The sequence below is a fragment of the Thiorhodococcus minor genome (genome assembly GCF_010820565.1).
In the GTDB taxonomy this organism is placed as follows: Bacteria; Pseudomonadota; Gammaproteobacteria; order Chromatiales; family Chromatiaceae; genus Thiorhodococcus; species Thiorhodococcus minor.
Window position 1 is genome coordinate 21004 of record NZ_JAAIJQ010000046.1, and the last position, 23013, is coordinate 44016.

Annotated in this window: 19 protein-coding genes and 1 tRNA gene; 11 read left to right on the forward strand and 9 right to left on the reverse strand. The window is 63.6% G+C overall.

The window, feature by feature from the left end; genetic code table 11:
• Nucleotides 1-68: 68 nt before the first annotated feature.
• The 8 genes from G3446_RS15535 (at nt 69) to G3446_RS15570 (ending at nt 11055) form a co-directional block, all read left to right on the forward strand.
• Nucleotides 69-1298, forward strand: coding sequence for an aspartate kinase (locus G3446_RS15535; protein ID WP_164453745.1), 1230 nt, complete (start codon nt 69-71; stop codon nt 1296-1298).
• A gap of 826 nt (nt 1299-2124) precedes the next feature.
• The gene (gene csrA / locus G3446_RS15540) at nt 2125-2343 is read left to right on the forward strand and encodes a carbon storage regulator CsrA (RefSeq protein WP_164453746.1); all 219 of its coding nucleotides are present in this window, start codon (nt 2125-2127) and stop codon (nt 2341-2343) included.
• Nucleotides 2344-2490: 147 nt separating this feature from the next.
• Nucleotides 2491-2581, forward strand: a tRNA-Ser gene (locus tag G3446_RS15545).
• Nucleotides 2582-3141: 560 nt separating this feature from the next.
• Complete coding sequence (smc, locus tag G3446_RS15550; protein ID WP_164453747.1) at nt 3142-6657, forward strand: chromosome segregation protein SMC; 3516 nt, start codon at nt 3142-3144, stop codon at nt 6655-6657.
• A 135-nt stretch (nt 6658-6792) separates the two neighbouring features.
• A complete protein-coding gene (locus tag G3446_RS15555; RefSeq protein WP_164453748.1) occupies nt 6793-7578 on the forward strand; it encodes a cell division protein ZipA in 786 nt (261 codons plus the stop codon).
• Nucleotides 7575-9824: an NAD-dependent DNA ligase LigA gene (gene ligA / locus G3446_RS15560; protein WP_164453749.1), complete on the forward strand. Its 2250-nt coding sequence runs from the start codon at nt 7575-7577 to the stop codon at nt 9822-9824. Before G3446_RS15555 ends, ligA begins: the two co-directional genes overlap by 4 nt.
• A gap of 143 nt (nt 9825-9967) precedes the next feature.
• Complete coding sequence (locus tag G3446_RS15565) at nt 9968-10240, forward strand: segregation and condensation protein A (protein ID WP_164453763.1); 273 nt, start codon at nt 9968-9970, stop codon at nt 10238-10240.
• Nucleotides 10241-10245: 5 nt separating this feature from the next.
• Nucleotides 10246-11055, forward strand: a complete 810-nt coding sequence (locus G3446_RS15570; protein ID WP_342450131.1) for a carbonic anhydrase — start codon at nt 10246-10248, stop codon at nt 11053-11055.
• 138 nt (nt 11056-11193) lie between these two features.
• Here G3446_RS15570 and G3446_RS15575 read toward each other — a convergent pair whose 3' ends face one another.
• Nucleotides 11194-12495: a cytochrome c family protein gene (locus tag G3446_RS15575; RefSeq protein WP_164453750.1), complete on the reverse strand. Its 1302-nt coding sequence runs from the start codon at nt 12493-12495 to the stop codon at nt 11194-11196.
• A gap of 1188 nt (nt 12496-13683) precedes the next feature.
• Here G3446_RS15575 and G3446_RS15580 point away from each other — a divergent pair.
• Complete coding sequence (locus tag G3446_RS15580) at nt 13684-15150, forward strand: multiheme c-type cytochrome (protein ID WP_342450132.1); 1467 nt, start codon at nt 13684-13686, stop codon at nt 15148-15150.
• Nucleotides 15150-15788 (forward strand): cytochrome c3 family protein, encoded by a 639-nt coding sequence (locus G3446_RS15585; protein WP_164453752.1) that lies wholly within the window; start codon nt 15150-15152, stop codon nt 15786-15788. Before G3446_RS15580 ends, G3446_RS15585 begins: the two co-directional genes overlap by 1 nt.
• Before the next feature lie 204 nt (nt 15789-15992).
• On the opposite strand, the gene G3446_RS15590 is transcribed toward G3446_RS15585, so the two are convergent.
• The 4 genes from G3446_RS15590 to G3446_RS15605 form a co-directional block, all read right to left on the reverse strand.
• Entirely contained in the window at nt 15993-16214 is a 222-nt protein-coding gene (locus G3446_RS15590) for a hypothetical protein (RefSeq protein ID WP_164453753.1), read from the reverse strand.
• Between the two features lie 510 nt (nt 16215-16724).
• Complete coding sequence (locus tag G3446_RS15595; RefSeq protein ID WP_164453754.1) at nt 16725-17582, reverse strand: peptidylprolyl isomerase; 858 nt, start codon at nt 17580-17582, stop codon at nt 16725-16727.
• A 54-nt stretch (nt 17583-17636) separates the two neighbouring features.
• Nucleotides 17637-17936 (reverse strand): YciI family protein, encoded by a 300-nt coding sequence (locus G3446_RS15600; protein ID WP_164453755.1) that lies wholly within the window; start codon nt 17934-17936, stop codon nt 17637-17639.
• 1 nt (nt 17937) lies between these two features.
• Complete coding sequence (locus tag G3446_RS15605; RefSeq protein ID WP_164453756.1) at nt 17938-18612, reverse strand: septation protein A; 675 nt, start codon at nt 18610-18612, stop codon at nt 17938-17940.
• 506 nt (nt 18613-19118) lie between these two features.
• Between G3446_RS15605 and G3446_RS15610 the strand changes: the two genes are divergently transcribed.
• A complete protein-coding gene (locus tag G3446_RS15610) occupies nt 19119-20462 on the forward strand; it encodes an amino acid carrier protein (protein ID WP_164453757.1) in 1344 nt (447 codons plus the stop codon).
• A gap of 47 nt (nt 20463-20509) precedes the next feature.
• Here G3446_RS15610 and G3446_RS15615 read toward each other — a convergent pair whose 3' ends face one another.
• The 4 genes from G3446_RS15615 to G3446_RS15630 all read right to left on the reverse strand — a co-directional run bounded on the left by G3446_RS15615 (nt 20510) and on the right by G3446_RS15630 (nt 22869).
• Nucleotides 20510-20827 carry a BolA family protein gene (locus G3446_RS15615; RefSeq protein ID WP_164453758.1) on the reverse strand — a complete coding sequence of 106 codons (318 nt, stop codon included), beginning with the start codon at nt 20825-20827 and terminating at the stop codon, nt 20510-20512.
• 85 nt (nt 20828-20912) lie between these two features.
• Nucleotides 20913-21791 carry a hypothetical protein gene (locus G3446_RS15620; protein WP_164453759.1) on the reverse strand — a complete coding sequence of 293 codons (879 nt, stop codon included), beginning with the start codon at nt 21789-21791 and terminating at the stop codon, nt 20913-20915.
• A 213-nt stretch (nt 21792-22004) separates the two neighbouring features.
• Nucleotides 22005-22562, reverse strand: coding sequence for an ankyrin repeat domain-containing protein (locus tag G3446_RS15625; RefSeq protein WP_164453760.1), 558 nt, complete (start codon nt 22560-22562; stop codon nt 22005-22007).
• 82 nt (nt 22563-22644) lie between these two features.
• Entirely contained in the window at nt 22645-22869 is a 225-nt protein-coding gene (locus tag G3446_RS15630; RefSeq protein ID WP_164453761.1) for a hypothetical protein, read from the reverse strand.
• Nucleotides 22870-23013: the final 144 nt, after the last annotated feature.

Below are 23013 nucleotides of genomic sequence, written 5' to 3' on the forward strand. Positions count from 1 at the left end.
ACGCAAACGCGAAATTGCAGGGCGCGGAAATCGAGAATGGTCGAATTAGAGCGATATAGGAAGCATCCATGGCGCTGATCGTGCAGAAGTACGGCGGGACCTCCGTGGGGACCGTCGAGCGCATCATGGCGGTGGCCGGGCGTGTGAAGCGCTGGCGAGAGCAGGGGCATCAGGTCGTCGTGGTGGTCTCGGCGATGTCCGGCGAGACGGATCGGCTGGTCGGGCTTGCGAGGGAGATTCAGCCGCTTCCCGAGCCGCGCGAGCTCGACGTGCTGCTGTCCACCGGCGAGCAGGTCACCATCGCGCTGCTCAGCATGGCGCTGCAGGCGCAGGACTGCCCCGCGCGCTCCTACACGGGTGCCCAGGTTCACATCCTGACCGATAGCGCGCACAACAAGGCGCGCATCCGCGACATCGACGGTGCGCGCGTGCGCGCGGACCTCGACGCGGGGCGTGTGGTCGTGGTGGCCGGCTTTCAGGGGATCGACGAGCAGGGCGATATCACGACCCTCGGGCGCGGCGGCTCGGATACCTCGGCGGTTGCGATCACGGCCGCGCTCAAGGCCGACGAGTGCCAGATCTACACCGACGTCGACGGGGTCTACACGACGGATCCACGCGTCGAGCCCAAGGCGCGCAAGCTCGATCGCATCACCTTCGAGGAGATGCTCGAGATGGCCAGCCTGGGCTCCAAGGTGCTCCAGATCCGCTCGGTCGAGTTCGCCGGAAAGTACCGAGTCCCGCTGCGTGTGCTATCGAGCTTCGAGGAAGGCGAGGGCACACTCATTACATTCGAGGAAAATGCCGTGGAAGATGCCCAGATCTCAGGGATCGCTTTCAGCCGCGATGAGGCCAAGCTGACCGTGCTCGGTGTTCCGGATCAGCCCGGCGTGGCCTCTCGGATCCTCGGGCCGATCGCCGACGCGAACATCGAAGTCGACATGATCGTGCAGAACATCGCGGCGCATGAGGCGACCACAGATTTCACCTTCACCGTTCACCGTAACGAATACGAGCGCGCGCTGGATATCCTGCGCCGGACCGCCACCGAGCTGGGCGCGCGCGAGGTGCTCGGCGATACCCGGATCGTGAAGATCTCGCTGGTGGGGGTGGGCATGCGGAGTCACGCGGGTATCGCCAGCCGCATGTTCGCTAGCCTCGCGAAAGAAGGGATCAACATTCGCATGATCTCGACCTCCGAGATCAAGATTTCGGTCGTCGTCGACGAGAAGTACCTGGAGCTCGGCGTGCGGACCCTGCACGATGCCTTCGGCCTGGAGCGTGCCGAAGTGGCCTAGCCCGCGAGTATCGCGTCTCACGCTAAGTTGTGGCCCTATTGGCGCGGTCTAGAGATCAGCACTGATGGGCCTTAAGGCGATTTCTGTCAATTCCCGTATCATCTGGCTTGTCTTGACGCCCGCCTTCTGTGTCGCCCCGCCAGTCACGTCGCCCAGCGATGCTCCTGTCGGCGCTCCTTGAAGGCGGACCTCAATCCGGCGCCACCTGGTATAAGAATTTCCGGCAATCGCCCAAGCGCTCAGTGGAGCGGCTGGTGGCGCATTGCCTGGATCTTTGCCGGCGAGCAGACCGCCGACTTCAGACGGTCGAATGGCGCAAGCTCGTGAGCTGGAAACCGGGCAGCCTGTCACCTCATTTGATTTTTCAATGTGCTTCATTGGGGTCTTTGTGCGCGTGGCGGTATGCGCGACGCAGTGTGAGCGGAGCGTGTGTGCTGCCGCTGTTGGGGTTTCTCTGTAATGCTCTTTTATATGGCTGTTTTTTAAGTTCTTATGCGGTCATGAAAAAGGGTTTCGGCGTTTCGATAGCAGTGCTTAATCCGGCGAAAGTATGTGAGCTTTACCGTCGGTCGGAAACGCACTGTCTTTTTGACTTGTTTTCGACAGGATCGGCCAAAATTGCAGGGGATAGCCAGATATCATTGCAGTCCGGGGCTCGACTATCGAGCCAACTGTTTAGACTGGTATAATTCCAAGAGCGAGGCGTCGGTCTTCGCCCTTGGGGTGGGGGTGGTTCGATCCCCCGAGTACGGCCAACTGACTACATGCGCTGCCGGCATCGGGTGAATCATCTGTTCGGATAAGGATCAAGAGGGAGAGCGAAACAATGTTGATTTTGACGCGTCGAGTTGGCGAAACTCTGATGATCGGCGACGAAGTGACGGTAACCGTCCTTGGCGTCAAGGGAAATCAGGTGCGGATTGGTGTGAACGCGCCACGCGACGTTGCCGTCCATCGCGAGGAGATCTACGAGCGGATCAAGCGCGAGCAGGCAGAGTCTGGTCAGGGCGCCGACACCGTGGGGCACGCCGGTCAGCTAGACTGAGTAGAAGCGCAGGTGCCGGGTATGTTATGATGCCCGGCCTCGGAGGGATGGATGCCCCCTAGGGCTTCGGCGGAAGACCGGATGCCGCCGAAAAGAGTGGTGTCGGTGCTCTAGGATGAGACTGATGGCATTCAGCAGTGATTTTAAGGAGAGATGGCCGAGTGGCTGAAGGCGCTCCCCTGCTAAGGGAGTATAGGCTAATCCCCTATCGAGGGTTCGAATCCCTCTCTCTCCGCCACCTTCGAAAAGCCCGCGCAGCTTTGCTTCGCGGGCTTTTTATTGCCTGCTCGGAGCGGTTCCTTGGGCGTTGAAGCCGATCGTTCCGATTGGCCGTGCTTACCGTAAAGGCGCCAAGGATGCCAATAAAAACAAAGGGGTGGCGAAGTACGTCTTTGGTCGGAAGGGTGGGTGAGATCGACTCCGCAACCTATCGAAGTCCCTGGCGGTCCTTTTGCTCTTTGGGGCTCAATCGCCCCTTCCTGGCTCGTGGATCTTTGGCTCCTGCGCTGTTTTCTGGGCGACTCTGGCCCCGCTGGCCTGGGCTCCTCGGGTGGCGGATAATGCGCGACCTTGTCGCTGCCGGTGCGGCCAAGGCGTCGGCATCGGCAGCACCTCTTCGTCGACTGGCCGCTGGCAGCTGACAGCGCGCTCCAGCTTGAATCCACCGTCCCGCAGATAGCGATCGAAGCTTCGTATGTCGATATCATGGACTCCGAATCGGATGTGCTCCCGCCCCGCGAGCCTCGCTGCGCTGGGGATCGGCTGCTTGGCGGCGCACATGGGGGCTCGAGTCACTCGATGAGACTCGAGAAGATTCGGCTCGCCGGGTTCAAGTCTTTCGTCGATCCGACGAGCGTCTCCTTCCCGAGCAACCTCGTTGGCGTCGTGGGTCCGAATGGCTGCGGCAAGTCCAACGTCATTGACGCCGTGCGCTGGGTCATGGGCGAGAGCTCGGCGAAGATGCTGCGCGGCGAGTCCATGGCCGACGTCATCTTCAACGGCAGCACGGGGCGCAAGCCGGTTGGTGTCGCCAGCATTGAGCTGGTGTTCGACAACAGCGACGGCGGCGCGGGCGGCGAGTTTGCCAACTTCAATCAGATCTCGGTCAAGCGCCAGGTCTCGCGCGACGGGCAGTCCAGCTATTTCCTGAACGGCTCGCGCTGCCGACGACGCGATATCCAGGACCTCTTCCTGGGCACCGGCCTGGGGCCGCGCTCCTACGCGATCATCGAGCAAGGCATGATCTCGCGCATCATCGAGGCGCGTCCCGAGGATCTGCGGCTGTTCCTGGAAGAGGCGGCCGGGATCTCCAAGTACAAGGAGCGCCGTCGCGAGACCGAGAATCGCATGCGTCATACGCGCGAGAATCTCGAGCGCCTCGACGATCTGCGCGAGGAGGTGGGCAAGCAGCTCCAGCACCTCGAGCGCCAGGCCGCGACAGCGGAGCGCTATACCCAGCTCAGGGCTCAGGAGCGTCAGCTGGATCTCGAGCTCAAGGCCTTGCGCTGGCGCGCCTTGGACAACGAGATCCAGGTGCTGGATCGGCGTCTCGCGGAGGCCGAGAACCAGACCGAGGAAGGTCTGGCGCGTCAGCGCAAGCTCGAGGCCGACATCGAAGAACGGCGCACTGCCTATAACGCGGCGTCGGATGCCTTCAACGAGGTGCAGGGCCGCTACTATGCGGTCGGTGCGGAGATCGCACGCGCCGAGCAGGCCATCCAGTTCGCGAATGAGGAGCGTGGCCGCCGTGAGGCCGAGCTGGTCCGCCTGGATCAAGAGCTCTACGAGGCCGAGCACCACCTGGAGCGCGATCAGCAGCGCCTCGGCGAGATCGAGGCTCTGCTCGCGCGCGACGCGCCCGATCTGGAAGTGGCCGAGGAGGCGCTGCGCGAAGTCTCCGGGGACCTCATGACCGCGGAGGATCAGCTCCAATCATGGGAGTCCGAGTGGGACGCCTTCAACCAGGCCGCTGCCAAGCCATCCGAGCAGTCGCAGCGCGAGCGGGCGCGGATCAATGCGCTCGAGCAATCCATGGGGCGTGATCGCGAGCGGCAGCGGCGCATCGACGAGGAGATCGGGCGGCTCCAGGCCGACGATGTGAGTGCGCGGCTCGAGGAGCTGGTGGAGCGGGAGACCGAGCATGCGGAGCAGGTCGCTGAGCTCGAGGACCAGCATCAGGTCTCCGTCGACGCGCTTGCGGAGCACGACGCCACCTTGCGCCAGCTCGCGGATACTCTAGCTGCGCAGCGGACCCAGCTCCAAGAATCCAAGGGGCGTTTGGCCTCATTGGTGGCCCTGCAAGACGCCGCGCTCGCGGATTCCGACGCCGAGCGCGCCGATTGGCTGACGAAGCACGGCTTGAGCGATGCGCCCAAGCTCGTCGACCAGCTGGAGGTCGAGTCAGGCTGGGAGCAAGCCCTGGAGTCACTGCTCGGCGATGCGTTGCGTGCCGTCGGCTGCCCCGGTCTGGATCCTTATCGCGACGCCCAGAGCGATCTCCTTCCTGGTTTGGTTCTGCTGGATACCTTGGAAACCTGTGGGAGTCCGGGCGAAGGTGCCGAGCCGGTCGATGGCCGACTCGGCGGCTATGTGAAGTCGGCCTGGCCGATCGACGGCCTGCTCGGACCTGCGCGTGTCGCCGGCTCTCTGGCGGAGGCCCTGGATGCCCGCAAGGATCTGGATTGGCATGAGTCCTTCGTGACGCCCGGAGGGGTCCGGGTCGGGCGGAACTGGCTTCGAGCGCCCGCGGCCGATGACGGCGGCGGCGTCCTGGCGCGCGCCGACGCCATCAAGGCGCTCCAGGGCGAGATCGATGCGCTCATCGCCCGTGAGGGCGATCTCTTGGCGCGTGAGGCCGAAGTGCGCGAGGCGCGGGCCGAGGCCGAGCGCAGGCGCGCCGAGGCGGCCGATGCCTTGTCCGGCATGGCGCGGGAGCTGTCGGCGCTGCGCTCGGAGCTGAGCAGTCTGAGGACGCGCCGCGAGCACCAAGCCGAGCGGCTGCGCGCTTTGGGCGAAGAGCGTCGCGAGCTCGCCGAGCAGTCGGCCCAGGCACTGGAGGAGATGGAAGAGGCGCGCGAGCGCTTGCATGATCTCTTGAGCGAGATGGATCAGCTCGCCGAGCGGCGCGATGCCATGGAGCAGGAGCGGACGCGTCTCCGGGATGTGGTGAGCCAGGGCCGCGAGCGCGAGCGCGCCTGTCGCGAGCGTGTCCAGGCGCTGCGCGTCAATGTCGAGTCGGGCCGCGCCACACTGGAGGCAACACGCCAAAGTCTGGTCCGTGCCGAGGAGCAGCAGAAGCAGCTGCGCGAGCGCCGTGATGAAGTGCAGCTCGAGCTCGAGGAGGGGGTCGAGCCCCTCGTGGAGCAGCGTGATCGCTTGGACGAGCAGCTCAAGGCGCGGGTCGAGGTCGAAGAGCGTTTGCAGGAGGCGCGTCGCCTGCGCGAGTCGATCGACGCCGAGGTGCGGCGTCTCGAGCAAGAGCGTCAGCGTATCGAGCAGGACGTGCATGGCAATCGGCGCGGCGTCGATCAGCTGCGCCTGGATCGTCAGGAGCGGCTGGTGCGTCGGCGGACCCTGGAGGAGCAGTTGGCCGAGTCCTCAGCCAATCCCGCTTCGGTGCTCGAGTCCGTCGATTCCGCGGCGACCGAGGACGCCTGGCAGCAGGAGCTGGCCAAGATCGGCGCACGTATTCAGCGCCTCGGCGCGATCAACCTGGCCGCGATCGAGGAGTTCAAGGAGCAGTCGCAGCGCAAGACCTATCTCGATGCGCAGCACGAAGACATCTCGCGCTCGCTCGACACCCTCGAGCAGGCGATTCGTAAGATCGACCGTGAGACGCGCACCCGCTTCAGGGAGACCTACGATCAGGTCAACCACGGCTTTCAGCAGCTCTTCCCCAGGCTGTTCGGCGGCGGCCATGCCTATCTGGACCTGACCGACGAAGACTTGCTGGAGACCGGCGTCAGCGTGATGGCGCGCCCGCCCGGAAAGCGCAATTCCAGCATCCATCTGCTCTCGGGTGGCGAGAAGGCGCTGACGGCTGTGGCCCTGGTGTTTGCCATCTTCCAGCTCAATCCCGCGCCCTTCTGCATGCTCGACGAGGTCGACGCGCCCCTGGACGATGCCAATGTGGGCCGATTCTGCGACCTGGTTCGGTCGATGTCGGACCGCGTTCAGTTTATCTTCATCAGCCACAACAAGGTCACCATGGAGATCGCCAGCCATCTGCTCGGCGTGACCATGCACGAGCCGGGCGTGTCGCGCTTGGTCGCCGTCGATGTGGACGAGGCCGTCAAGCTGGCCGCCGTGTCATGATTCGACAAGCGCTAACCGGCTGATCTGAAAGGTTGCGGTGCCGACCTGTCCAGCATCATTTGATACAGCCAGGGCTTGCGTTGATATACTCGCCGCTCAATCGAATCACACCAGTCAACAGCAGCTAGAATTCGAATGGACGCTAGTACTATCCGCTTGATCCTCATCGTCGTTGGGGCCCTGCTGATCCTGTTGCTCTATCTGTGGGAGCGTTACCGGGAGCGGCAGGAAGAGGCGTACGACGAGGGCGATTTCATCGAGGACGATGAGGACTTGGACGCCCCGTACGGCGTGTATTCGACCAGGCACGACTCGGAGATCGTCGACGACGATGATGAGCCTTCCTACGAAACGTCACAGCATTCATCGTGGTCGGAGACGCCTCGTCCCACGGAGGCTCGCATGGACGAGGATTCCGGGATCGACGCCTCGGCTGACGAGCCAGCATTCTCGGAGGATTCCACACCAGTGAAGGATACGCCCACCCCAGAGCCCCTTTTGCTCCAAGTCAGCGTCAGCGCGCGTCGCTATCCCTTCAAGGGGACGGATCTCGTGGAGGTGGCGGAGCGTTGCGGACTCTACCCGGGGGACATGGACATCTTCCATTGCCTCGACGAGTTCGACGATCACACGCGTGTCTACTTCAGCATGGCGAACATGATCAAGCCGGGCACCTTCCCCTTCGATGCCATGGAGAGCTTCACGACCCCTGGCCTGATGCTGTTCGCGCAGCTCGAGGGGGATCCCGAGGACATGACCATTCTCGACGAAATGGTCGCGACCGCACGTAAGCTGGCCCTGGCGCTCAATGGCGACGTGCTGGACGAGACGCGCCGGCCGCTGACCGTGAAGAAGGAAGAGGAGATGCGTCAGGCGGTGCTGGACAACGAGATGCGCTGGGCCAAGGCCCTGATGCGGTGAGCGTCCCCGAAGCGGCGCGGGCGCGCGCGGAGTCGCTGCGTGCGCAGGTCCGCCACCACAACTATCGCTACTATGTGCTCGACGACCCGGAGGTGCCGGACGCCGAGTACGATCGCCTCATGGCCCAGCTGCGTGACATCGAGGCGGCCCATCCGGGGCTGGTCACGCCAGACTCGCCAACGCAGCGCGTCGGTGCCGAGCCGCGCGCCGACCTCGTCGAGGTCCGTCACCGGGTTCCCATGATCTCGCTCGACAATGCGATGAGCGACGACAAGCTGGTGGACTTTCATCGCAGACTGCAGACGGCACTGCCCGGCGAGGAGCCGATCCTCTATACGGCCGAGCCCAAGCTCGACGGGCTTGCGGTCAACATCCGCTACGCGGCGGGTGTGCTGGTGCAGGCCGCGACGCGCGGCGACGGCACGCGTGGCGAGGACGTCTCGCTCAATGTCCGCACTATCCGCACGGTTCCGCTGCGCCTCATGGGCGAGGATTGGCCCGAGATCCTAGAGGTGCGCGGCGAGGTCTATATGACGCGCAGCGGCTTCGCGCGCCTCAATGCGGAGATCGAGGCCCGTGGCGACCGCCCCTTCGCCAATCCCCGCAACGCCGCGGCTGGTAGCCTGCGGCAGCTCGATCCTCGCGTGACCGCCAAGCGCCCACTCAACTTCTGCTGCTACGGCTGGGGAGAGGTCTCGGAATCACCTGGCGAGAGTCAGTACGCCTGGCTGAAGCGGCTCGAAGGCTGGGGTATTCCGCTCTCCAAGGAGCTGGAGCGGGTCGAGGGGCTGGGGGGCTGCCGCGGCTACTTCGATGCCCTCGCCGAGCGCCGCGACGGGCTCGACTATGACATCGACGGGGTCGTCTTCAAGGTCGATCGGCTCGAGGCGCAAGCGCGCCTCGGGGCAACCGTTCATCACCCGCGCTGGGCGGTGGCCCGCAAGTTCCCGGCGCAGGAAGAGCTGACCGAGGTTGTGGACGTGGAGTTCCAGGTCGGCCGCACCGGGGCGGTCACCCCGGTCGCGCGCCTCAGGCCCGTGCAGGTGAGCGGTGTGACTGTCTCCAACGCCACGCTTCACAACATGGACGAGATCCAGCGCAAGGACGTGCGGATCGGCGATCAGGTCTTCGTCCGGCGTGCCGGAGACGTCATCCCCGAGGTGGTCCGGGTGCTCGTCGAGCGTCGTCCGGCGCAGACGCGTCCGGTGGTGCTCCCCACCCATTGCCCGGTCTGCGGGTCGGACGTCATTCGCCCGGAGGGCGAGGCCGTCGCGCGCTGCACCGGAGGGCTCTATTGCCCGGCGCAGCGCAAGGAGGCTATCAAGCACTTCGCCTCGCGCCGGGCCATGGATATCGAGGGCCTGGGTGACAAGCTCGCCGAGCAGCTCGTCGATCTCGACTGGATCCATGAGCCCGCGGAACTCTATCAGCTGACGGTCGAGCGCCTGATCAAGCTCGAGCGCATGGGCGAGAAATCGGCCGCGAATCTAGTCGCAGCGCTGGAGCGCAGCAAGGAAACCACCTTCGCGCGCTTCATCTTCAGTCTCGGGATTCGCGAGGTGGGCGAGGCGACGGCCCAGGCCCTTGCCGAGCGTTTCGACAGTATCCAGGCCCTGATGGCCGCGCGCACGAGCGACTTCCTGCAAACGCGAGGGGTGAAGGGGATCGGCCAGAAGACCGCGGAGGAGCTGTTGGGCCATCTCGACACGCACCCGGAGGAGGTGCCGCCAGGAAGCCTGAGCGCGTGGCTGGCGGGCTTGAAGGTGCCTGGGCTGACGCGTCCGCGCGCCGAGGCCGTGGCGGAGCTGTTTCCGAGTCTCGAGGTCTTGCGCTCCGCCAAGGCCGAACAGATTTGCTCCAACAGCGTCCGATTGGTCGAGGGCGTTGGGCCGATCGTTTCCGCGCATATTGTTGGCTTCTTCGCTCAGTCCCACAATCGAGAGGCGATCGAGCGTTTGCTGGCGGCTGGCGTCCATTGGCCAGCGCCGAGCGGCGCGCCCGAGGCTGCCACCGGGCAGCGCCTTGCTGGAAAGACCTTCGTGATCACCGGGACCCTGACCCGGCCGCGCGATGAGATCAAGGCACTCCTTCAGCGCCAGGGTGCGAAGGTGACTGGCAGCGTCTCGAAGAATACGGATTATCTACTAGCGGGTGCGGATGCCGGCTCCAAGCTGGTCAAGGCGCAGAGCCTCGGCGTCGAGGTCATCGACGAGTCCGGGCTGGGGAAACTGCTCGATCAGAGGTGAGCAGGTCCGTCGCTGCGCCTGGGCTCGCCAGGGAGGAGCCGAGTGCGTCCGTCTAGGTCGCAATGCAGCCGAGGCTGAATGAGCAGATCGCTGCGTCCTTGATTCGCCGGGGCCTTCCCGCCATTGCCTGTAAGGGGTTCATGATGACCGAGCTGTCCAAAGAGCAGAAGATTCTCATCGCCATGCGCAAGACGCTGACCGCGGTCGTGAAGGATGTGACGCCGCCGCCGGGGATGCGCCATCCGCTCTCGCCTGCGACGATCGAGGATGTCCGCCAATGTCTGGGTCTGATCGCGGCGCGCGAAAAGGAGCTGGCCGACGCCCAGGGCAGGGGGGGAGAGCGGCCTCACTACGCGGACAGTCCGCAGAGCGCACAAGTCGTTTCCATCGAAGGGCTCAAGCGACGCACGGAGTAACCGACGTGAGTACATGGGACTGCCTCTCCCGTCGCCGCAGGTATGACTGGCTCCACCGGATCTGTGTCCTGCCTGTCGTCGCCGGCCTGCTCGTCCAGGTTTCCGTGCCCGCTGCGGTCGCCGAGGAGGCGCGGCCGGTCTGGAGCTACTCGGGGTCCACAGGGCCAGAGCACTGGGGGGAGCTTTCCGCCGCCTATGTGGCCTGTGCGCAGGGGCGGTCCCAGTCGCCCGTCGACATGGCCGCGGCCGCGCCGCTTGGCTATACGCCCCTGGTGTTTCAGTACCGCTCGCATCTGCTGGAGATCCTGAATACCGGCAATGGCGTTCGCGTGATCACGCCTCCAGGCAGCGCCCTCCTGGTCCGCGGGAGCGCCTTCGATCTGGAGCGACTCGAATTCCACATCCCCGGAGAGCACCGTTTCCAAGGTGCCAGGGCGGATGCGGAGCTCCAGTTGGTGCATCGCGATTCACGGGGCGGATCCGTGATCGTGGCCGTGCCTCTGAAGGCCGGGCGCCGGGAGAATCGCATCCTGTCGCGGATCCTGGAGCACTTCCCGATGCGGGCCGGAGAGCGTGTCCGGCACCGTCAGGTAGGGATCAATCCGTTGTTCTTGCTGCCTAGCGGTCGCAGCTATTACCGCTATGAAGGCTCTCTGACCACACCACCATGCACGGAGTCGGCTCTCTGGTACGTGCTGAGTGAGCCCCTGATCATCAGCCCAGCCCAGCTCGAGCGGATCCGGGAGGCGATCGGCTTCAACGCCCGGCCAGCGCAGCCGCTCAACGGTCGGGTCGTCAACCTGATGCGACGCTAGCCCAGCTCCGGGCGTCGCTCCTCGCGCTCGGGCGTTCACCCCAGGATGGGTCCCTGGATCCTGTCTCCAAGAAAACTGGCCGTGCCGCACCTTCTCGATTCGGTGGGGCACGGCCAGCTCCCAGCGCGATGCGACCGCTCAGTCGACTTCGCGCTCCGCGACTGCGATGAGCACGGGCTCCGTGAGGTCTTGCGGCAGGTGGTCGAACTTCTTCACCAGCGATGGCCAGAGGAGGTTGTAGTAGAGCTCGGCGCGGATCAGGGCGACGTCCTTGCCCGGAATCTCATAGCTCAGCTCGCGAATCTCATGCGGCTCTAGGCGTGTGTCCTCACCAGGCTTGGTCGCCGTCGGCGGTGGCGCCGGCATTCCCTTGTCGTCGACCAATCCGTAGGCGAAATAGGCCTGAGGGTCCGCTTTCGCCGGATGACCATCTGCATTTTGCCACACCACTTCACCTGTGCCGTCGTAGGCCGTGAGCTTCAGGTACAGATTTCGGAAGGGGGCGCCCGTTGGCATGGAGTGCGGCTGAAGATTGCGGATGTGAACCTGGGCCTTGATGAGATCGTCCGCCGGCTCGCTCTGAAGGTCGAACACGATGGATCGCTCGAGCATGCCATGGTGATGGCCGCCGCCCATGCTGTGATCGGCATAGCCCTGCGCGACCGGCATGTGGCAAGTCTGACAGGCGACCTTGCTGCCCCCCTTCAGAAATTCGTCACCAGTCTGGCACAGCGGGACGCCTTGCGGATTGCTGCGCTGGTCATGGCAGCCCATACAGGCGTCGGACGTCCTGAGCTGGATCGGATTCGCCTCCATGGTCAGGGCGGGAATCGACTTGCCGTCCATCTCGACTGGCTCGCCCAAGTGCGGGTTGGGCTTCTGGTCGTCGCCCTCTGCGACGGCGCCGCCGAAGAGGTCGTCCGACGCCTGGAGCTTCTCCAGACCGCGCGGGAATCCCATGGGTGCCTGAAGGGTCTCCGCGAGCTCATAGGCACTCAGGCCATAACGGATCTTGCCGTTCTCGTCCTCGATGCCCTTGTAGTGCTTCAGTGTGTGGCAGGCGATGCAGTTGACCCCTTCGGCATAGGCCGGCATGGCGTCGAGCTTGGTGGTCTTGTCCCGCGCGGCATTCGGGGCATGGCATTGGAGGCAGACCGGAAACTTACCTGAGGCCTTGTGCAGGACCCCTTCTTGGGTCGGATCGCCGACGACCTTCTTGTAGAAGGTGGCGTGTATGGGGTCGGTCAATGCGGTGCTCTGAGCATGCATGGAGCCCTTCCACTGCTTGTAAATTTCTTGGTGGCAGGTCTCGCAGACATCCGAGGAGATGTGATGGATGGGTGCGGCATCCTCGGCGAGCGCCCTCGACCCCGTGGCCGCTAGCGCAAGCATCGCAATGAGGCATCGGCCCATTAGACTGAGCCCTCGATTCACATTCATACAGGGTCACTCCTTCTCGCTTTAGCATTGTCGTTATGTGGCGCGGCCTCGGTCATGGCTGCGGTCACTCTTTCGTCGTGGGGCGAGCAAGCGCAGCAGCGCTCACCAGCGTCGGCGGGGGATTCGGCGGATTTCACGCTCGCTCGTCCACCCTGCTGGCGGGTCTGGCGACCGAGGCCCGCGGTGCCATTATTTTCTATTCCGATCTGGAACAGAAGAGGGCATGAGCGAATTAGTCGGTTACGTCGGTCGCTATTCCTCTTGAACAAGCTAGGCTCAGCTCGCGCGACGGTGTTGAGCGGTTAATTCTTCGGGAAATAATATTATTAAAAGCTGATGGTCTATATTCGTTTTTCATGAAATGGCCTAGTGCGGCTTTGCTTATGCTGTGCTGTGTCGGCTGAGCCTTGATCGTCAGTTGGGCCGGCCGGTGGACGAGCGAGAGCGAAGTCCACCGAATCCCGCGCCGGCGCTGGTGGACTGCGCTGCGCTTGCCCAGCCTACAGCGGGAGGTCGGGCCAATCGATGATCGACGCCGCGGCTGATCCCGTCAGTTGCATTTAATTGGATTAGTCGTTTTGAATATGCTGAATTTACTCGCGATAGAAGTGTAATTGCGGCGCCACGCCGGATCGCGAATAATCTTGGGTTGATGGCTCGGGTCGGGACTCGCTGGTCGGATCGAGTCGATCACTGGGCGTCGATCACTGGGCGTCGATCATTGTGTAGGCCTGTTGTCTCCCTTAGGGTGGAGACGCGCAGAGACTGTGAAAGTATTCCGAGCACCCTATGAAGGTGCTGGCCTGCCGTAGGTTGGGCCGACGTAGGAGGCCCAACAATCAGCGCCTTAGGTCGGCCGTTGCGTTGGGCTTCGTACCTCAGCCCAACCTACGGGGAGTTTCTTCACAGTCTCGCAGCGCAGTCCACCAAGGCTCGCGCAGGATTCGGTGGACTTCGCTCTCGCTCGTCCACCCGACCGGCGGAACCGATGACCGAGGCGATCAGGGCGGCGGAGATCAAGAGGGGGCTCGTATTGGGGAGTGCCCTGATCTTTGCGGCTCCGGGCTGAAGGGCCCGCCGGGCGGGAGTGCAACCAATGGGCGCATGCCTAACGCGCGGCTCGGACTCGACTTGGAAGGACAACAAGAGCGGACTGCGTCAAGCGTAGGCTGTCATAAGGAGGTCGAAGTGGTTGGTATTCGTGAGCGACTTTATCGGGTGGGTCCACTCTGGCTGCCCGCGGTCCTCCTGCTTGGCAGCTTCCTCTCAGGACCCTTGTGGGCCGAGAAGGTCAAGTTGGACTCCGGTCAGTGGGGACACCAAGCCGGGGAGGATTGCGTCAGCTGTCACTCCAAGTCGTCCGCCGGCCTCGCCAGTCAGTGGCGTGAAAGCGCGCACGCTGCAGCCGGCGTCAACTGCATGGATTGCCATCAGGCCGATCGCACGGACGTCGATGCCATCGAGCACGAGGGGCAGATCATCGCCACCATCGTCTCTCCCAAGGATTGCGGGCGCTGTCACGAGAAGGAGCTGGCGGAGCAGCAAGGCTCGGTGCATGCGGAGGCCTTCGCGATCATCGAGGATCGGCTGCCGGCCTTGGCGGACAATGTTGGCGGCCCCGCCATGCGTGCGGCCTCCTGCGATCAGTGCCATGGCTCCCGCGTCAAGGTGAAGGGCGATGGGAGCTTGGATGCCGCAACCTGGCCGAACTCCGGCATTGGGCGCATCAATCCGGACGGAAGCAAGGGCTCATGCTCGGCCTGCCATGGGCGTCATCGGTTCTCCAAGGCGCAAGCCCGCGAGCCAGCTGCCTGTGTGCGCTGCCACTCTGGCCCCGACTCGCCAGACAAGGAGATCTACGAGGCGTCCAAGCACGGGATGATCTACGCCGCTGAGCGGGAAGACATGAGTCTGGAGTCGGACGAGTGGGTTGCGGGGCGCCACTACACTGCCGCCCCGACATGCGTTACCTGCCACATGGGCGGTGCCGGCAAACTTCCGCCGAGTCATGACGTCGGCATGCGCAATGCCTGGAATCTGAATGCACCGATCTCGGAGCGGCAGTACCTGGTCGTCTTCGAGGATGGCGCCAAGATGGAGCTTCCCGAGAGTGCGGCGGTCCCCAAGCGCGGCAGCGAGCTGATCCGGGCCGACGGCAGTCGCGGGACCGTCAAGGTCGTTGCGACACCGAAGCGGCGGCGTCAGGCAATGGCGACAGTCTGTTTCGAATGTCACAGCAAGGGCTTCACGCAAGGCTTCATGGAGCAGTTCGACGGCGTTGTGGCGCTCTTCAACAGCAAGTTCGCGATACCTGCGCGGCGCATCATGGAAGGGCTCTACCGCGAGGAGCTACTGACGCCCACGCCCTTCGATGAGCCCATCGAATTCACCTACTGGGAGCTGTGGCATGACGAGGGGGCGCGGGCGCGTCATGGTGCCGCCATGATGAGTCCCAATCACGCCTGGTGGGAGGGGATGTATCTCGTCGGGCGGAACTTCTACGCGCGGTTTGTGCCGGAAGCGCGCGCCATCGCTCAGCAGAGGTCGGCCGACCTGGTCGATGCCGTGCTCGCGGACGGGGGCGCTCATGCGTGGCTAGGGGATTCCGAGCAATCGAGTGCGATTCTCGGATTCGAAGCCGGGGAGCGGCCTTGATGCGACGGTGGATCTCCCAGGTGCTGATTACGCGGCACGTCCTCATTGCGCTCGGTCTTGGCGGCCTGGCCGGGGCTCTGTTCGTGGCCTTTCTCATCGAGCTGGATGAAGTGACTAGCGCCAACGCCTTTTGCACCAGTTGTCACTCGATGACCTACGCCGCGGAGAGCTATCGCGAATCGCCCCACTATGATTCACCCTCTGGCGTAAGGGCCTCCTGCGGTGACTGTCATGTCTCGCCCGGCCTCATTGCTGCCACCTGGGACCATTTCGTCGGCACCAAGGATCTGCTCAAGCAGCTATTCGGACCGGACTATGACGACCCCGTGGTGAATCTGCTGCATTTGCCGGAAGCCGCCTTCTCCGCGCGCGAGTGGTTTCGCAAGCGGGATTCGGCCACTTGCCGACGCTGCCACCTTCAATCGGCCATTCAAGGAGAGCGCGCCAATACCGCTGCCATTCACCGTGAAGAAGCGGTCGGCAAGACGTGTATCGATTGCCACTACAACCTCGTGCATCGCAAGGTGCCGGATGCTCGAACCTTCAAGCGCGATGCCTGGAATCGCATGATCGAAGAGGAATTCGGTCTGGAGCCAGGCACGGCCGAGCGATTGCGATCGGACGGTGCCGGCGGATGAGACGCTGTCGCAGTTGCCGCAGCGGCCTGGCTAGCTTGTCGAGGCGAGTCGGGGGTGGGGCCTTGGCGATCGGTCTGCGGTGAGGTCGTCGGCTGCTCGCGCCGGCGTCTTTCCTGCCGACGCCTTGGCTCTTTCGCGGGCGAGAAGGCATCCTCACGCCCGAGCCGAGCCCTTGAAAGCGAGGTGTGGCCTAGGGCCGTGCCCTCAGTGCTGGCAGTTGCTCAGCCAGCGTGACCCGGCTGGCAGCGCCGCAGCGACAAAGGTGACGGCCAGCAGGCAAGCACCGCCGAGGACCAGTAGCAGGGCGAGTTGAGCGGTAGGGACGAAGAGCGCTGTCATCTCGGCACCCAGCAGGAGTAAGACGCCAGACAGGAGCATGAGCGCAGAAGTAATAACGGCATGGCGCATGAGATTGCAGGAATTCATGATTCGACTCTGATGATCACTATATAACTATATCCTAATATATTGTTCGCAAAGCTCAAGAGCAGCCTTTCTGAAACGTGACCTGAGTCCAGGAAAACCGCGCTTTCGTCGATCGCTGGCCTCGGCAGTGGAATTCGGTGGATTTCCCTCTCGAGACTGTGAAGAAATTCTGCGTAGGTTGGGCTGAGGTACGAAGCCCGACATGGCTGTCGGCCTAAGGCGCTGATTGTTGGGCCTCCTGCGTCGGCCCAATCGACGGCAAGATGCGATGTTCGCAGTGCGCCCGGAATACTTTCACAGTCGCTCGCGCTCGCCCACCCTACCGGTCCGGGTGAGCGAGACCCTCCCCACAACGCCCTGAAATTCTGCGCGCTCTCTGCGCGGTGCGCCGCAAGAGCGCTTCTTGACCGTCCCTTGCCGTGAGTGAGCTGCTTCGAATGCTGGCGGCTGGCGCATCAAAAAAGCCGACCCTAAGGTCGGCTTCTTCAGCTAGGTCGAGACGGATTCGGCTTACTCGGACTTGTCGTCCTCGTCCTTCATCTTCACGACGTCCTCGTTGAGCTCGACCATGGCGTTCTCGCGCATCTCATTCACCTTTTCGGCGATCTTCTGGCGTTTGACCAAGGCGATGAGCTGAGGCTTGGCGTCCTCGAAGGCAGGCGGCTCAGCCTTGCGGGTGTCCTCCAGCTCGATCACATGCCAGCCGAACTGGGTGTGCACCGGCTCCTCGGTATAGCTGCCCGGCTCAAGGACGGCGACGGCCTCGGCAAAGGGGGCAACCATCTGTTTGGCGTCGAACCAACCGAGGTCTCCGCCGTCCTTGCCGGTCGGGCCCTGTGAGTGCTCCTTGGCCAGCTTGGTGAAGTCCGCGCCCTTGTCGAGCTGCTTGATCAGCTTCTTGGCCTCGTCTTCCTCCTTCACCAGGATATGCCTGGCCTTGTACTCCATGCGCGTGGTCTTTTCCTTGATCTTCTCATAGGCAGCCTTCAGCTCGTCTTCCGCGGGCTCGATCTCGTCCGCCATGGCTGAGAGCGCGGCGTTGGACATGACCTTCATGCGCTCGAGCTCTAAGGCCGCGACCACGTTGCGGTCGTCTTCCAGCTTGCGGCGCTCGCCTTCCTGAGAGGCAACGATCAGGCCCATGAACTCATCGAAGACTTGCTGCTGAAACGCCGGATTGTTCTGTTGCGCCTGGTTGCCCTGGAGACGCTCCATGTAGAAGAGTCGGAAGACGTCCAGCCGGTAGGCCTCATCATTGACGGTCGCGATCAGCGTATCCGGGGAATTGGTGTCCTTGGCGTTTTCCGCGAAGGAGGGCGCGGCTGCGAGCAGGGCGCAGAGCAACAAAGGAAAACGAGCTGTCTTCATGATCAACATTTCCATGGATTTTGAAGAATGGAATGCCGGGAGAAGATCCGGGCATCAAGGAAAGACTTGCTTGAAGGGCTTCACGGTGACCTCGCGATAGACCCCCGCCGCCTGATAGGGATCGGCGGCGGCCCAGGCTTCGGCAGCTTCGAGGTCGATAAATTCCGCAACGACGAGCGAGCCGGTGAAGCCCGCCTCGCCTGGGTCGGGACTGTCGATCGCCGGGTGCGGGCCCGCCAGGACGAGTCTGCCCTCGTCTTGCAGTGCTTGGAGTCTCGTTAGGTGTGCCGGTCTGGCGCCCAAGCGCGCCTGGAGCGAGTCTGGCCTATCGATCGCGATGATGGCATAGAGCACGTCAGTCAGCCTCCAGAGCTTGAGGGTCGTCGTGTACGTGGCGGGAGAGATAGAAGGCCTGCGCGATGACGAAGGCGATGGTCAGGCCCATCATACCGAACAGCTTGAAGTTCACCCAAACCTCCTCGCGCCCTTGGGCGTCCAGACAGCGCGTCAGCAGCTCGCCCTTGAAGGTCGCCGCGCACGCGGAGAGGTCGACACCTTCTAGGCCCGAGACCGCCAGCAGGGCCTGTTGCGCGTCATAGAAACCGCTCCCGACATAGACCACGAAGAGATTGGCGAGCCCGAGAAAGACGAAGAAGCCCGTCCATAGAAGATTGAGACGCGTCCAGATCGGCTTCGGCATCTGGATGGCATGGCCCATCATGCGCTCGATGAGAGTGCGCTCGCCCACCAGCTGGCTCCCGAGAAAGGCCGCGGCGAACAGCCAGTTCACCAGCGTCGGCTTCCACATGACGAAAATCGGATCTTGCAGGGCGATGGTGAGTCCGCCGAAGACGACCAGGAGACCGAGCGTGACCAGGTGCATCTTTTCCACGCGGCGCCGCCGCAGCCATGACCAGCCGACCTGAGCTGCCGCTGCCGCGATTGCCACTCCAGTCGCCCAGTAGATCCCTGCGAGCTTGTAGGCGACGAAGAAGAGCAGAACCGGGAAGAAATCGATCAGTAGCTTCATAGTGATCTCTGAATAGTCATCTCTGGGTCTCGGGTGACGCAGGAGCAATGGCGAGCGCGTTGACGCGGAGCCGAGCTGAGGGCGGCTTTGTGTCGCCGAAGCCCGGCGACCGGCCGCCTGCCCGATGGTGCACGCGTCGAGCACCGGATTTTCGGTCGATGCCGATGCGCGTCGAGGCCAGTCGTCTCTCTGCGCGGTGATCCGAGGCAGGTGTCGCGGATCCAAATCCCTATCCGTGATGCCGAGGATCCTGCCGGGGGCTCGGTGCGTCCTGGATTGCCCTGCGGCCAATTGCGCTGCTGCCTTGCAGCGGGCGCCTTGCAGCGCGTAATGGGTCGATCCGGATGGATAGAGCCGGTGCTTCGGCACGTGGCCGGGCAGGATAAGCCGCTGCGGGGGCTCGGGTAAAGTCCGTGGCGCGGGCTGGGCGGAGGCTGTGAAGGTTACCTGTCCCCTTGTATAGTTGCCCGCGGAAACTTAATCGCAGTGAATCTCGGAGGATCTTCGTGGAGCAGATATCAGCTTGGGTGACTGCACTGAACGGCCTCGTCTGGGGGCCGCCGATGCTCATCTTGATTCTGGGGGTGGGCTTCTTCTTGATGATCGGGCTAAGGCTGATGCCGATCCTCAAGCTCGGCTACGGCTTCCGCATGCTCTGGCGCGGGCGCGTCAAGCAAGGGGAGGGCGATATCCCCCCTTATCAGGCGCTGACCACGGCGCTGTCCGCGACCGTCGGAACGGGCAACATCGCAGGCGTGGCGACCGCCATTTTCCTCGGCGGTCCAGGGGCGCTGTTCTGGATGTGGTGCACCGCGCTCGTCGGCATGGCTACCAAGTACGCCGAGGCCGTGCTGGCCGTCCATTATCGCGAGGTCGACAGCAAGGGTAGCCACCTCGGCGGACCCATGTATTACATCAAGCTCGGCCTCGGCAAGAAGTGGCTCTGGATGGCCACCGCCTTTGCTATCTTCGGTCTGCTCGCCGGGTTCGGAATCGGCAACACGGTTCAGGCCAATTCAGTCGCGCATGCGACCGAGACGACCTTCGGGGTTCCCGCTTGGATCACCGGCGTGGTGATGGCGGTCTTCGCGGGGATCGTCTTGATCGGCGGAATTCGCCGCATCGGTGAGGTGTCGGCCGCGCTCGTGCCTTTCATGGCCGTCATCTACATCACCGGCGGCCTTGTGATCCTGGCGCTCAATGCCGACCAGATCGGCGTGGCCTTCGAGCTGATCTTCACGCATGCGTTCAACCCCATTGCCGCGACCGGTGGATTCGCCGGCGCGACCTTGGCGGCGGCCATTCAGTTCGGTGTTGCCCGTGGCGTCTTCTCGAACGAGGCCGGCCTCGGCAGCGCGCCCATTGCGCATGCAGCCGCGCAGTCGAGCAATCCGGTCTCTCAGGGCACCATCGCGATGCTCGGTACCTTCATCGATACCATCATCGTGTGCACCATCACCGGCCTGGTCATCTTGGTCTCCGGGGCTTGGGATTCGGGTGAGACCGGGGCTGGCCTGTCGACCCTGGCGTTCGAGACGGGGCTGCCTGGCGTCGGCTCTTACATCGTCGCCATCGGGCTGGTGCTCTTCGCCTATACCACGACACTTGGCTGGAGCGTCTATGGTGAGCGCTGTGCCGAGTATCTGCTCGGCGAGCGCGCCATTCTGCCGTTTCGTGTCCTTTGGGTGCTGGCGCTGCCCGTCGGTGCAATCGCTCAGCTCGACTTCGTCTGGCTGGTGGCGGACACCTTGAACGCCATGATGGCCTTGCCGAATCTAATCGCGCTGCTGCTCTTGAGTCCGGTGGTCTTCAAACTGACCCGGGATCATTTCGCGAGCAAGACGGCTTAGTTGCGGGCCGGGAGACCGCCGATCGCCGGCGGTCTCAGGGTCCTCTCCTAGGCGGTTGCCTTTGAGCCGCCCTGACAGGGCGGCGAATCTGGAACGCCGCCCTTCTTGTGCCATTCCTCGGGGGTCCAGGTGTGCATCGTCAAGGCGTGCAGACCGGATCCCAGCTCCTCGCCAAGCAGCGCGTTGATGCGCCGGTGGCGCTCGACCAAGGGCATGTCGGCGAAGGTGTCGCTGACCACCAGGATCTTGAAGTGCGACTCCGAGCCCGGCGGGACGGAATGCATGTAGCTCTCGTCGACGATGTCCAGGTACATTGGCTGGAGCGATTCCTGGATCTTGCTTTCGATACGCTGTTTTCGACTCATGGTCGGACCTCCGCGTGGTGCCCGCTGGGGGGCGATGCCGCGAGCCGGGCTGGCTTCCTGATCCGGCTCTCCCAAAGGCTTCTTCTCAATCCGGATCGCGCTTTCGGCCAGGCGAGCCGGACAGCTCGATGTGCTCCGTCACCAGCAGCTTCTGCGCCGCCTCGACGACGCTGGCAAGCAGTGGCTGATGCTCGGGCGATGCAATGGCGGCGCGCTCCAGTCCCTCGGTGCGTCCGAAGAGACTGAGCTGCAAGTGCTCGGTGGTGCGGACATGCAGCTGCAGATCGGAGAGGATGCGCGCTAGCTCGCTGCGCGTGGGGGCCGCGTCCAGCGCCAGAAACAGCTGCGCAATGGCATCGAAGAGCGGCTGTGCCACTGGGCTGAGGCCGAATTCGTCCGGTCGGTAATGAAGGTGCCGCTCGGAGACGCGGTTGATCCATACTCGGAAGCTCTCTTTCTGCAATGCGTGGTAGAGCGGCTCCTCGGAGATCAGAAAGAGGAGCAGATGACGGGGGTTGGCGAAATAGCGGCCGTCCCTGATGTCCCAATAGCAGCTCGAGACCAAGCGATGGATGCGGATGTGCTCGCGAAAGTCCGCCGCGTGCAGCTGATCCAGGATGAGCACTGTCGGGTCGCCCTCGCTTTGTGCGCAGGCCTCGCTCACGATCTGATCCAGCGGCTCGATCGGAGGCTCCTCGCGGCCAAGCTCGTCGCGGCTGGGCGGCAGGATCACATCCGGCAGTGGGGGGCTCTGATCTGTGAAGTCGTGATAGAGGACGTGCGGAAAGTCGAGCGATCGCGCCAAGGCATTGGCGAAGGCCGTCTTGCGGCGCTCGCCCTCGCCGGTGACGTTGAGGGTGCGGATGCCCTTTGCAGGGCTTTCAAGCAGGCAGCGGAGCTGGAATTCGTAGTCGTCGTTCGACTCGAACCCGTTCTCCGCCATTTTTTCTCGCAGGCTTGGCATGCCTGAAGCATAGCCGGGTCGGCAGGCTAGCCCAAGTGTGAAATCTCGATCGGTGAGATACGCGATCGGACGGGCGGCGCGCATTGGCCCAACGCCATTACCCGTCACTCCGGCTCTCCATCGCGGAGGGGGGATTTCGACCGAGTCGGTCTCGGCGATTGCGTCTGAGGTCGGAGCGAGCGGATGGGCGCAGGGCCTCTCTTGGCCGCAGGATCAGCCCTGCAGGAGCTCGAGGACCTCGGGATGCTCTTGGCGCGCCCAGTCGGCCGCCGTATTGCCCTCGTAATCCTTGAGCGTCTCGTCGGCTCCACCCGCTAGCAGTGCTGCGACGCTCTTCGCGTGCCCTTGTTTCGCCGCCCAGATTAGGGCCGTCCAGCCCTTGGTGGACTCTTGATGGTCGACCATGGCGCCGCGCTCCAAGAGAAGCTGTACGACATCGGCGTGATTGTTGGAGGCAGCCAGCATCATCGCCGTATAGCCGCCCTTGTCGGCCGCGTCGATCTCGGCACCGGCCTGGATCAGTCGCTCCACCACGTCGCGATGACCATGGAGTGCGGCCTTCATCAGCGGCGTCCAGTCGCAGCTGTCGCGCACGTCCGGCTGACCGTGCCGGTCCAGGAGCTGATTCACTGTTTGTAGATCGCCCTGCTCGGCGACCTCGAGGAGCGCCTCTCCGCCGCCCATGGCGGTGGTGCTATCGTCCGAGCGACCACATCCGCCGAGCAGTACGGCGGCGACCAAGGTGAGAATGAGATGTTGTGTGATTTTCATGCTCACGCATTCTGCTGTGCGTGCGCCTGCAGGCCAATGAGAATGCGCAAGGGGGCAGGACCCGTTCAATGTCACCGCCGCATCAATGATGGGCCGTACAGTCCCCGTAGCGGCATTGCACGCGCATATGGGAGCCGTCCTGGCAGAAGACAAGGTGCTGCTCCCAGCCCTGTCCCGAGCCTTCGAGCTCCGTCGGCCGCTCTGTCAGGGTGCAACCGCGCGTCATCGCATAGCGCTCCGCCGTATAGGCCCAAACGCCGACCGCCGTCGACGCACGCCGGCTCGACTCGGGCGTCAAGCGTCCCATGAGGGGCGGGCCGGGCCCCAACGGGGCCCGCCCCGGCCCCCGCGGAAACCAATTTTTGGGCCGGGGTTGGCGCGCCCCCAAAAAGTTTTACGAGTATCGGGCGGGGACGGAGGTTGGCCCATACTACTACCCCCCCCGCCCCAA